The 12,154-nt window shown below is 37.9% G+C and carries 8 protein-coding genes; 5 read left to right on the forward strand and 3 right to left on the reverse strand.

The window, feature by feature from the left end; translation table 11 throughout:
• Nucleotides 1-49: 49 nt before the first annotated feature.
• From AOR04_RS08285 to AOR04_RS08295, 3 genes are all read left to right on the forward strand, one after another.
• Entirely contained in the window at nt 50-1,603 is a 1,554-nt protein-coding gene (locus AOR04_RS08285; protein ID WP_096793015.1) for a tryptophan halogenase family protein, read from the forward strand.
• A 23-nt stretch (nt 1,604-1,626) separates the two neighbouring features.
• Nucleotides 1,627-2,349 (forward strand): SapC family protein, encoded by a 723-nt coding sequence (locus tag AOR04_RS08290; protein WP_096793016.1) that lies wholly within the window; start codon nt 1,627-1,629, stop codon nt 2,347-2,349.
• Nucleotides 2,350-2,418: 69 nt separating this feature from the next.
• The gene (locus AOR04_RS08295; RefSeq protein WP_096793017.1) at nt 2,419-3,018 is read left to right on the forward strand and encodes a DUF1287 domain-containing protein; all 600 of its coding nucleotides are present in this window, start codon (nt 2,419-2,421) and stop codon (nt 3,016-3,018) included.
• 159 nt (nt 3,019-3,177) lie between these two features.
• On the opposite strand, the gene AOR04_RS08300 is transcribed toward AOR04_RS08295, so the two are convergent.
• The 3 genes from AOR04_RS08300 to AOR04_RS08310 form a co-directional block, all read right to left on the reverse strand.
• The gene (locus AOR04_RS08300; RefSeq protein ID WP_096793018.1) at nt 3,178-5,313 is read right to left on the reverse strand and encodes a multiheme c-type cytochrome; all 2,136 of its coding nucleotides are present in this window, start codon (nt 5,311-5,313) and stop codon (nt 3,178-3,180) included.
• 861 nt (nt 5,314-6,174) lie between these two features.
• Nucleotides 6,175-6,789, reverse strand: a complete 615-nt coding sequence (locus AOR04_RS08305; protein ID WP_096793019.1) for a GntR family transcriptional regulator — start codon at nt 6,787-6,789, stop codon at nt 6,175-6,177.
• A gap of 172 nt (nt 6,790-6,961) precedes the next feature.
• Nucleotides 6,962-9,301 (reverse strand): hypothetical protein, encoded by a 2,340-nt coding sequence (locus AOR04_RS08310; protein WP_033031703.1) that lies wholly within the window; start codon nt 9,299-9,301, stop codon nt 6,962-6,964.
• A 321-nt stretch (nt 9,302-9,622) separates the two neighbouring features.
• On the opposite strand from AOR04_RS08310, the gene AOR04_RS08315 reads away from it, so the two are divergent.
• Nucleotides 9,623-11,218: an MFS transporter gene (locus AOR04_RS08315; RefSeq protein WP_007583098.1), complete on the forward strand. Its 1,596-nt coding sequence runs from the start codon at nt 9,623-9,625 to the stop codon at nt 11,216-11,218.
• Entirely contained in the window at nt 11,215-12,153 is a 939-nt protein-coding gene (locus tag AOR04_RS08320; protein ID WP_096793020.1) for a sugar kinase, read from the forward strand. The genes AOR04_RS08315 and AOR04_RS08320 overlap by 4 nt, the downstream gene beginning before the upstream one ends.
• Nucleotide 12,154 lies beyond the last annotated feature (1 nt).

Here is a 12,154-nt window from a genome sequence, read left to right on the forward strand (position 1 = left end):
AAACGACAGCTCAGCGCTGTCGTTTTGCTTTTTAACTAACGAGGTTGCTATGAACGATGATATTAAATCAATAGTAATAGTTGGCGGTGGAACTGCAGGATGGCTAAGTGCAGGAATAATTGCGGCGTATTTGCAAAAACATCACAGCAAAAAAATAAATATAACGCTGTTAGAGTCCTCAGATATTCCTACAGTTGGCGTTGGCGAAGGAACTTGGCCTACAATGCGCAGAACCCTTAAAGACATGGGTATTCGTGAAACTGAATTTATAAAAAAATGTAATGTATCGTTTAAGCAAGGTGCTAAATTTGCTAAGTGGGTAACCGGAGAAAATGATGATTACTATTATCACCCGCTTGAGCTACCTACGGGTATGTTTGAAAATAATTTAGCCACCAGCTGGCTTAATATTAATAACGCACAACCTCCTTTTGCCCAGTATGTAAGTGCGCAGCAGTCAATATGCGAAAGTGGATTAGCTCCCAAACAAATCACCACACCCGAATTTAGTGCAATAGCAAATTATGCTTATCACTTGGATGCAGGCTTATTCGCTACATTTTTAAAAAACCACTGCATTGATAATCTTAATGTTAAACACATTGTAGGCACTGTCGTCGGTGTAAACAATTGCACAAATGGCGATATTAAAAGCGTTAGCCTTAATAATAAAATAGAGATAGCTGGGGATCTATTTATCGATTGCAGTGGCTTTAAATCGTTATTACTAGGTGAGAACTTAGGGGTGGGGTTTAAATCTTGTAAAGATGTATTATTTGCTGATAGTGCGCTTGCCATACACATGCCATACAAAGATGACGAACCAATATGCTCGCATACTTTATCTACAGCACAAACATCGGGCTGGATTTGGGATATAGGATTACAAACACGCCGTGGAATAGGGCATGTGTACTCTAGTAAACACATTAGTGATGAAGATGCTAAGCAGCAATTATTTGATTACTTAAATATTAATAAAGATCAGCAAAGCGAATACAAAGTTAAAAAGCTTAGTTTCGAACCAGGGCATCGTGAAAAATTTTGGCATAAAAACTGTGTCGCAGTAGGCCTCTCAGCTGGTTTTTTAGAGCCACTGGAAGCCTCCGCTTTATTACTGATAGAAATATCAGCCAATTTTGTTGCGCAGCAATTTCCGGCCAATAGGCATGTAATGAATATAACCGCGCAGCGTTTTAACCGTACATTTAGCTACCGATGGGAGCGAATAATCGACTTTTTAAAGTTGCATTATATGTTGAGTAAACGAACCGACAGCCCATTTTGGCAAGCGCACTGTCATCAAAATACTATTCCACAAAGCTTAAAAGATAACTTATCACTTTGGGAATTTCATACACCAAGCGATAACCACTTTGATCATTCACAAGAAGTGTTTCCAGCAGCAAGCTATCAATATGTGATGTATGGCATGGGGTTTACAGGCTCAAGCGAACTGTATGGCAACTCAGAAAGTTATTTTAAAAAGGCCATTGCGCTTGTTAATAACAACCAGCAATACACCCAAAAATTACTTAATAAATTACCTACCAATAAAGCATTATTAACGCAAATTAATCAATTTGGTATGCAGCAAATATAGTTAAAACATAAGAGCGACACACTATGACAAACTCAGTATTACTCGATAAAAATACACATAAGCACACTCGTATTAAAACTGAACGCGGTACACAATACGGCGAAGCAGTAAACTACATTCCGGTTATTGCTGATGAGCTTGCTCAACTTGCATTAGACTACCCAGTCTATTTTATGAAGAACAATCAAACTGGCCAGTTTGAACTATATGCTTTAACTGGCTTTGATGAGGGGCAAAACTTATTTTTACAAAATGATATATGGCATGCCACATACGTACCTTTACACTTACAGCGACAACCATTTAAGTTAGGAATAGGAAATAAACTTACTAACAAGACCGAGCAAACAGATCTCGCTGTTACAATTAACGAACAACACCCAAGAGTAAATAATAGTGAGGGAACACGGTTATTTAACGAAACAGGGGAGCCAACCACATATTTAAATAATGTTAGTGAGCAATTGATAAAGCTTATGCATGGCGGCGAACGTACAACCGCTTTTATCAATACCTTACTAAAACACGATTTAATTGAAGCAATACAGCTAAACATCACTAAACCAAATGGCAAAACACAAGGCTACAATGGCTTGTATTCTATTGCCGCAGATACACTACAGCAACTACCTGCAGAAGCACTAAACGGCCTGCACTCAATGGGTTATATACAAGCTTGTCATCTAATCTTATGTTCAAGCGGGCATGTTAAAAAATTAGTAAAATGGTTACATTGCAGTGATTGAACAGTAGTGTTGTTTATGTATTTCTATTAGCGTAATTTGATCATTAAACTATTTTTAAAAGGAATTTGTATGATTAAGCTAACTCTATTTTTAGCTACGACGTTAAATGTAAATACAGCCTCGTTTGAAGAAGATATGGTAACTGCATTACTTGAAAGAACAACACATAACGTTACCTACGATGGGTCTTATCGCTCAATAACTTACCCTGGTGGGGATGTACCAAAGAATACTGGTGTGTGCACAGATGTTATAATTAGATCATATCGTCAATTGGGTGTTGATTTGCAAAAGCGTGTTCATGAGGACATGGTAAAAAACTTTGAGCTATATCCCTCTAAGCGTATTTGGGGTTTAACCAAACCTGATAAAAATATAGATCACCGACGAGTCCCTAACCTGCAAGTATATTTTAAACGGCATGGACAAGAGCTTACTAAATCTAATAACGCGAGTGACTACAAGGCAGGCGATATCGTCACGTGGATGCTGCCAGGTAATTTGCCGCACATTGGTATGGTTATTAAAGAGCAAGATACACGTTCTGGTAGTCCGTTAATTGTACATAACATTGGGCGAGGGCCTGAAAAAAGCGATATCCTTTTTGCCTATAAAATTACAGGACATTATAGATTCTTGCCTAAAAAGCACACAAATTCATTTAATTAAGTAATCTATTTTTTAGGCAATAAAATGGCGTTGTTAATAAGGTGTAAATTTTGTATCTTGGTTGTTAAGTGCTAAGTGTGAATTTTGCTTATGTAATTCTGTATTTGGGTAATAGATAATTACTATATTACATAAGTTTCTCTTTTACAGAGGTAAAACCTACTTTAACTGCTTAAAAAATTGATAACCTTCTGCATTTTTCAGCTTTTTAGTAAAGCTCATTCCTAAGCTTTTTAGCTTTACTGCATTATTATATGTGCTGATTTTGGATTTTAACTCACTTATAGCTTGCGCTGTTGAGCCTATACTATCTAGCGCTAAAAAATACAAATAGGCGTATTGCACGTTGCTATTTTCAAGTGCCATTGCGTGTTTAAACGAGTCAACAGCAGCGAGTTTGTTACCGTTTCTAATAAGCGCCATACCGTTTGCATAATGTAGCGGCGCAGAGCTAGGCACTGCTGTTAAACCATTATTAAGCACGCTTTGCATTTTTTCTGTTTGGCCAAGTCGGTAATAAATGTCGGCTAGATTTACATAATTTGCATCAAAGTAAGGGTCAACGCTAATGCCATTTTGTAACGATTCAATGGCGCCGTTTATGTCTTGCTTGTTGAGCGCGAGCATACTTTGATTAATGTTACCTTCACCGCGCCATGTATTTACGTTATTAGCGTGTGCAAGCTCTATAATTGATTGATTAAGCCCATTTAACTGCGCTGTTGTTTGGCTTAGGTTTTGCGCTGCAGCAACACGCACCGACTTTAATTTGTCGGTTAATAGTTGCTTATAGCTTTTTAAGCGCTCTGCTTCGGGCAGCAAAAAGCCTACTTTAGCAATCGCCAAACGAATAAGCGGAAGCGGTGAATTAACCCAACTTTTTACTGTGGCATCGTTAAGCTCAGCTCCTGAATTGCCTAAATAAGCAATTGCACTGGCGCGATCTATTTCGTTTAACGAAAAGTCATTAATTAAGCGCATATGTGCATTTTGCGATATGGCTTTGAGTGAGCGTAACTCAAGCATACTGTGCTCACTTGCACTTAATGCCGGTGCTTTACCATGCCATTTTTTAAGTGTGCTTGCTGCCCATTCGTTTGTTTGACCGTCGTGGCATTGCACACACGCATTGGGTGTATCGTATTTTATTGATATATTAGGTCGCGGAATTTTAAAGCTATGGTCGCGCCTGTCATCAACGCCCATGTACCTAGTTGTGGGCATATGGCAATTAACACATTGCGCACCGGTAGATTGTTCTTTATGACGATGATGCTCGGGCTTGTTGTATTCACTGGCACTATGGCATTGTAAACACAATCCATTCGTTTTTGTTTTAACTTTCATAGTGTGTTTATCGTGGCAGTCAACGCAGTTAACACCGGCTTTGTACATTTTACTTTGTGCAAAAGAGCCAAATACATACACTTCTTCTTTAATTTGGCCATCGGCGTGATACAAATTAGGTTCTAAAAATGAAGGACTAAATTGGTCCAAAAACGCTTGGTTGTTATCAAAACCATCAGTAAGCGGGCTTCTAAGCGAGTGGCACGCATAACAGCCTTGCATAAAGCTGTTATCGCGGGGCTCACCTTGCCAAGTAGCAATTTTATTATCGCCGATAATTTTCCACTGCGACATATTGGTTGGGCTTGTTTGAGCTGCCTTTATGTTTTTTTTAGTTTTATGTTCGTCCGTTATATCGTTGTGGCAAGATTTACAGCCCACATTTATATTTGAAAAGTGCGTATCAAAGTTTTCTTTTTCAGTATTGTAATTACGCTTTAAATTATCCGAATGGCAATCGGCGCACATACCGTTCCAGTTTTGTAGAGGTTGTAGCCAATGTAGACGGTCGTTTGGTTTCACATCTTCGTTAGCGTAGTTGGCATACCATCGTTGGCCGCCTTGGTTTTTAGGACGGCTATCCCATGCAAAAGGAAATACTTGGTACTTACCTTCTTCAACTTCAATTAAATACTGTTGCAGCGGATCAAAGCCAAATACATAACTTACGGTGTACGTTTTTTTAGTGCCTTGCTCGGTTAAATCAACTAAAAAGGCATCTTTTTCTTTATAGAATACGGCTTTTTGGGAAAAGTGGGTCGCCGTTACATTACTAAAATCACCAAGCACGGTATCTTTATTGGCTAAAGCCATTGAGCTGGCATGGTCTGATTGTTTCCAATCGCTGGTTTGTTTTTGATGACAAGATTGGCACTCATCGTTTGCACTAGCTGAAAAACAGCTACATAAAAAAAGAATAGCAAAGAGGCTCTTTATTATATTTATCATTTTGGACTCGATCCATAGTCTTTATTTATATTAGCAAGTATTAAATTCTCGCTTGAGATTTATTCATGTATTTCATTGCAATCAACAGAGCTTGTCTTGGTAATAGTTGAAAAGTGAGACTCGCCGTTATCAAGCCCTGTATAACTAAAATAGTTATTTTTAAGTGAAACTTTATAATATTAGTGGTTTTATTTACATATTTATTGGTGCTTTAAATCCTGATCACACTTGCAACCCTTATCAAATACCCTATTCCTCGTGATTTGAAATAGTACGACCCTTAATCTTAATTAGTTCGAATTGGAGATTTATATTGACCATTAATAAAAGCATGATTGTCAACCGTTAACAATAACAAAAAGACATCAATTATTAAACTTCATTAGCATTAATATTTAAGAGTAATTAGATGTTAGATAACACAGCGATGCAGCTTTATAAGTTATTAAGTTACATCGATATAATGACCTTAGGCATAAACGCTAATAGTCGGGTATAGCTGACTAAATTGTAAAATTCATTTTTGTATATAAGTGAGACATAACTAAGGTCATAACTTCACTGGTCGTTGACATTTTTGAGTGTCATCGTCGAGTAATTGTTTGTTTCATTGAGGGGGAGTATTTTGCAAAAATCGTCGACATCGACATCGACATCGACATCGACATTGACATCGAAAACTAATTCAACAGTTTTAATCATGCCTATTCCTTGTTTATCCAATCACTCTTGAGCGAAAGTTCGGAGCTCGGGACAGGCACTTAGTTCAATTTCTTAAACAAGATTCAGCTTAATTAATTTATTACTACTGACTTTAAATTCGATTTGCAGTGGCGTTGATTAAGCATAAAGTTTATTTCATCACTTGATATTATGTTTTACGGCTTTAATTGCTGCGGCGCTATCTTGTGCTTTTAGTGCTTCTAAAATAGCGCGATGCTCGTTTACACATTCAGAGCTTGAGGTGATGCGTTTATAATTTAAACGCATACGCATGACATACGGGTACCAAATATTAACTAACTCTTCACCACCCGCTTGATAAATTAAATATTGGTGAAATGATATATCGATTTTAGTTACTTCGGTGTAATCTTCGCGGTCGAGGGCATCTTGCAGTGAGACTAAAATACTTTCAAGTTCAGCAATGTTTTGATCAGTTAAATTACCGTTTAACTCAGTGATTGCGTACTCTTCAATGCTGCGACGAAGTTTAATCATTAAACGTTGTAGCTTAGGCTCTAGTACGCTGTTGACTGATGCGCCGCAATTATTTCGCGAAATCAACAGACCTTCTTTTGTTAACTGCAAAATCACATCTCGAATTGGACCTCTGGAGAGACCAAAGCGCTCAGCCAGCTCTTTTTCATTTAACTTAGTTTGTGGTGGCATTTCACCAGAGATTATATCTGAACGTAATTGTTCAGCGATTTGATCTTTTACAGACAAAATTTTTGTTGCTCTGTTACCAGCCATATTTATTCCTAGATTTAATTTACTTTATGTGACCTTAGCTACGGTTAAAAAATAGTCGTTATTCGAGTTAAGATCATGTACTTATCTCAGTGTATATAAAAAAAAAGGAATGGTCTATTGTTAACACATTACAACAGACCAATAAATGTACAATTAAATGATGAATGTGCAATTATTTTTTAAATCGTCGCTCATACATAGACTCATTCATCGCTTTAGCGGCTTCAATCATTTCAATGTAGGGTCTATCAGTGACACTTATAAAGCCTACGTTATAATTTTCGCCATCGTAAGCTCTGCCTGTAATCGGAGAATCTATATACTGAAACCAATGAGCACCTATAAAGTAGGGGTTGTCGATCACTGAGTTCATATAATCGGTATACATATTTGCTCTGTCTTGTTGATTAGCAGCATGTATTAACCCAGGATGAAATAATCCTGAATCAGATGAACCAACATGAAACTCACCAATTATAGCGGGTTTGTCAAATTGTGATAAAAACGCCCACTTGTCATCCCTTAGACCTTCTTTGTATGCGTTAAAACTTATTACATCAACATATTTAGCCGAGGCTTTAACAACTTCTATAGGCATGCCCCAATCAGGAAAACGCGCACCTAAATACATATGATTTGGTAGGTATTTATCCATAGCGGCATTTACCACACTAAAGTACTTATCAGCATAGGCGGTGAGTAATATAGAAAAATCGACAAGCTGCTCTTCATTTTTTATATCAACCGTTACACCTTTGTCAAACTCAACCCATGAGGCTAAGTTTAAGTGCCATACCTTATTAAGTTTAGCGACATCAGTATATTTTTCTTTCATTAAGCGAGAAAATTCAGCTTTAGTAGGCACTGTTTTAGCATCACGGCCTAATGTGTTTATTACAATACCATAATGGCTTTTAACAGAATCAGGGCGGCCAAAGCTTTTTTCGTTATCAATGAATACACCTACTGCCCAAGGCGAATTTTTAACTTCTTTTGCAACAACACTAACGGTTTCGTTAGCACGCACTGTAAATTCAGGGTCGAATACATCCGGCATGGCTCCCCAAAAATCGTTGCCGCTTGATACGGTTTTAAAATCACCTATAATCCAACCATTGGCAAAATAGGGCACTTTTTGATTATCGTAGTAGCTCGGATCTGTCCAGTTGCCTAATGAACTAAAGCCCCATGTAATCATTCTATCGAGGGTAACTTCTCGCCATTTTTGCATGTAATCTGCATTATTTTGACCATATTTGCGTTCTAAATTAGCAGCGTAGAAGCTATATGTTTCACCGTGTTCTAACGGACCCGAATGCGCACTTTTACGATAGCCAAAATGTTTACCGAGTGGATCGCTATAATCAGGTAGCCATTCAAATAAATTTTTACGCACTTGTGACGCTACAAAGCGGCTTTTAAGCGCTTCTTTATTTACTTGGTTTAAACCTTTTGAATCCTCAGGTGTTACACCGGCATCAGCTGGTTTAGCTAACAACGCTTGATCAAAATCGTAACCCGTCAGTGTTGTTGAGTTTGCAAGACGAATAATATCAATGCCAGTTGCAAGATATAAATAGCCATCAGGGTCGACTAATGACCATTTATCGTTGTATTTAGCCGTTCTAAAATAACCAGTCGCTTCTAATTTTGGACCTTTTGCCCAGCCACCAAAGCGTGAGCGATTAGTAGGGCGTTTAGAAAGTAACTGTGTTGCTTCTTGTTTTTTGTCGCTCAATAGCTCGGCTTCTGAATGTACTTTCCCTGCAAATTCTTGTTTTGCATTTTGGCCAAATTCATCAACAATTTTGGTTAAAAAAGCGGTATTAAATTGAGGGTTTTTACGAAGTGAAATAGATTTTATTGCCAGCTCTTTGTCATGTAATGTACTTTGCACGCTAATTGCTATTTTAGCGATGCCTTTTAAGTTGAGATTTTTTTTACCCCACATAGAAATAAACTGTACCTCATCAGACTCCCACGTATCAGGGTTAGAGCGAAGACCAGAAGTAAAGTTAAGTTCTACATTTTCTTTGCCATCGGGCGTTGCAAGGTCGTGGCCGTCAAGTTTTGCGTAATACGTGTTGTATCCACCTACCGGCACATTAACGCTACGCGTATAGTTAGCACCGTCAATATCGGAGATATCTAAATAAATTTGTACAGAGTGTGTTCCCGGGTTTGCCAATTCAAAGGCAAGATTGAAATCATTAAATTCACTCCAATCCCAAGGTTTTTCCGGTGAAAAAACAATACTAGCGTACGAGTTTTTCTTAGATTGAAACTGTACATTTAAAACCGAGTTTTCATTTTTTACTATAGCGGAATTACTTTGGTAATCAACAGACGTCGCTGTATGGTGAGTGTCATCTGCAAATAAATACATTAATGTATTAGTAGATTTAATCTGTACGGCATCTGTTGTGGGGCGATCAACTTTAACGTCTTCTTGATTACAGGCACTTAACGCAAGCAAGAGCGATGTGAGGAGTATGTTCTTTTTATATGTCATTGCTGTTTAACCTTTAATTACAATTTAACATACCATACATTAAAAAAACAAATTTGAAAATTGTTAACAATGTGCAATTTTAACTTTTTAGAATGTACACCAGTAAGGTAATGATTTTATTTAATTATTTTTTTATATTTATTACAAAACAAATGAACATAAAGTAACGTTCTTTAAAATATAGGTTGCAAGTATATTAATTTTAAAATACTCTCGAAATCACACCCATGGTTAATTGTTAACAATATATAATTTAGCACAACCCCTTACTTTATTCTCTACATAAAGTAACACACAATAACAACAAAGTTGGATTGAAGTATGAATGGTAGTAAACGTAATGTGTTTTTCTTTGCATTTATTGTCGCCTTTGGTGGCTTTATATTTGGATTAGACGCTGCTCTTATTTCAGGTACGGTTCGTTTTGTATCGGCAGAATTCAATTTATCAGACATTCAAATTGGCACAGTCGTGAGTGCACCTGGTTTTGGTGTGCTATTTGCTTTAGTCATTACCGGTTACATATGCAATATGTTTGGCCGAAAAAATACTTTAATAGGCATTGCGTTTATATACATACTGTCGGCAATTGCATCGGTTTTCGCGCCAAGCTACGAGCTATTAGTTGCTGCTCGTTTTATAGGTGGATTAGCATTCACGTCTTTATCGGTCGCTGCTATGTATATAGGTGAAGTTGCACCGTCTAAGTACCGTGGTAAATTAGTGTCTATGATTCAAATAAATATTGTTGTTGGATTATCCGCAGCGTATTTTGCTAACTACTTACTTGTTGATTTAGCTCACAGTAATTTTGAGTGGGTAACACAGTGGAATGTGCAAGATAATTTATGGCGCTGGATGCTAGGCGTTGAGATTATTCCTGCTATTTTATGGTTTTTATTATTATTTACTATTCCTCAAAGCCCGCGTTGGTTAGTTATGAAAGGCAACGAAACACGCGCTATAACTATCTTGCATCGTTTAAATAAAAATACTGAATTGGCCCAAGAGCAACTTAAGAGTATTAAAGAGAGCTTGGTTGATTACAGCGAAACAGGTGGGTATTTTTCTTCATTTAAACAACTACTCGAAAGTCGTGTTCGCGCCGCTGTCATTATTGCTTTTACTATTGCTATTGTGCAGCAAGTGACGGGGATTAACGCCATAATGTTTTATGCTCCAACGGTGTTTGAACAACTGGGAGTCGGCACTGATGCGGCTTTTTTTAACGCTGTTTTAATTGGTTTAGTCAGTATTGTATTTACTGTGGTAGCTATTGCTTTGATAGATAAGTTAGGGCGCAGACCCCTTGTTATTTGGGGATTAGCAGCTGCAACAATTAGTTTGTTTATGTGTTATTTAGGCTTTAGCCAGGCAGAGTATAGTTTGTCGGCTGAAGATATAGCCTCGTTTTCAGCGTTAAACTCTATTACAGGACTGGAGCACATAATTGGTACTGTGTATCACAGTGATATTGAATTTAAGCAAGCACTAGCGAGCGTACTTACTGCTTCGCAACAGCAATTATTTGAAAGCGATTTAATTTCACGCGCAGCAACTATAAACGCGCCACTTATATCATTTGGTATAGCGGGCTTTATTGCAGCCTTTCACTTTTCGATTGGGCCAATTATGTGGGTGATATTTTCTGAAATATTCCCGACTCGTATTCGAGGTGTGGCTATTCCTACCTTCGCATTTATTGCCAGTGTAATTAGCTATTTTGTTCAGCAGTTTTTCCCATGGCAGCTAAGTAATTTAGGCGCTGCAAACATCTTTTTACTTTATACCGTATCGGGTGTTGCCGGCTTTGCATTGCTATTTAAGTTTATGCCAGAGACTAAAAATAAATCGATAGAAGAAATTGAAGTATACCTAGAAGGCCTACACACTAAAAAAGTACAGGAGGGTGTGTGAGTACTTTACTCGCTATTGGTGAATGTATGGTCGAGCTAGTACCAACAGGTATTAGCGAATGCAAGCAGTCTTTTGCGGGCGATACTTACAATGCTCTTGTGTATGCAAAGCGTTTTGCAAACACACTAAATTGCGCGCTATTTTCAGCTGTAGGTAGCGACGTACTGAGTGCCAATATGCTCAAATGTTGGCAACAAGAAGGTATTAGCACGCAAAACGTGATTACAACAGCAGACTATAACGTGGGTATTTACGCTATTTCAACGGATGCTGATGGTGAGCGAAGCTTTGATTATTGGCGTAATCAATCAGCAGCGAAGCATATGATGAGTTTATATACTCAAAAGCCATTTAATTTAGGTTTGAAAGAATCAGACTGGGTGTTTTTCAGTGGCATTAGTTTAGGTATTTTAGATGATGAATCTAAACAAGGTTTACTCACATTATTAGCTGATTTAAAAAAACAAGGCTGCACAATTGCGTTCGACCCTAATTATCGCGCGCGTATGTGGCAATCAAAAAGCCACGCTATTGAATGGCTAGAGCGTGCTTATGCGCTTAGTAATGTAGTTTTACCAGGTCTTGATGATCACCGTGTGTTATTCGGTCATTCAAGCAGTGCAGAGATTGTTAAGTACTGTACACAATTTGATATCGACGAAATTGTTATTAAAGCTGGTAGTGCCGGGATGCAGGTTTATTGCAAAGATGATCTTAAAGCGTCATGTCCGTTTACACCCGCTGCAAAGCAAGTTGACAGTACAGCGGCTGGCGACTCATTTGCCGGAACCTACTTAGCCGCCAGAATGTGCGCACAAACCCCTCAAAATGCATTAGAAATGGCTGACAGTGTTGCCTCACAAGTTGTGCAGCATCAAGGCGCGATTTTACCTCTTGACGTATACCAGTCGCTAAATATAAGCCTAGGTAAGTAAG

It is taken from the genome of Pseudoalteromonas sp. 1_2015MBL_MicDiv (genome assembly GCF_002407505.1).
GTDB lineage: Bacteria > Pseudomonadota > Gammaproteobacteria > Enterobacterales > Alteromonadaceae > Pseudoalteromonas > Pseudoalteromonas fuliginea.

Excerpts from the sequence above, each read along its gene's own strand:
- AOR04_RS08285 (WP_096793015.1), top strand. The coding sequence starts at position 50 with ATGAACGATGATATTAAATCAATAGTAATAGTTGGCGGTGGAACTGCA.
- AOR04_RS08290 (WP_096793016.1), top strand. The coding sequence starts at position 1,627 with ATGACAAACTCAGTATTACTCGATAAAAATACACATAAGCACACTCGT.
- AOR04_RS08295 (WP_096793017.1), top strand. The coding sequence starts at position 2,419 with ATGATTAAGCTAACTCTATTTTTAGCTACGACGTTAAATGTAAATACA.
- AOR04_RS08300 (WP_096793018.1), bottom strand. The coding sequence starts at position 5,313 with ATGATAAATATAATAAAGAGCCTCTTTGCTATTCTTTTTTTATGTAGC.
- AOR04_RS08305 (WP_096793019.1), bottom strand. The coding sequence starts at position 6,789 with ATGGCTGGTAACAGAGCAACAAAAATTTTGTCTGTAAAAGATCAAATC.
- AOR04_RS08310 (WP_033031703.1), bottom strand. The coding sequence starts at position 9,301 with ATGACATATAAAAAGAACATACTCCTCACATCGCTCTTGCTTGCGTTA.
- AOR04_RS08315 (WP_007583098.1), top strand. The coding sequence starts at position 9,623 with ATGAATGGTAGTAAACGTAATGTGTTTTTCTTTGCATTTATTGTCGCC.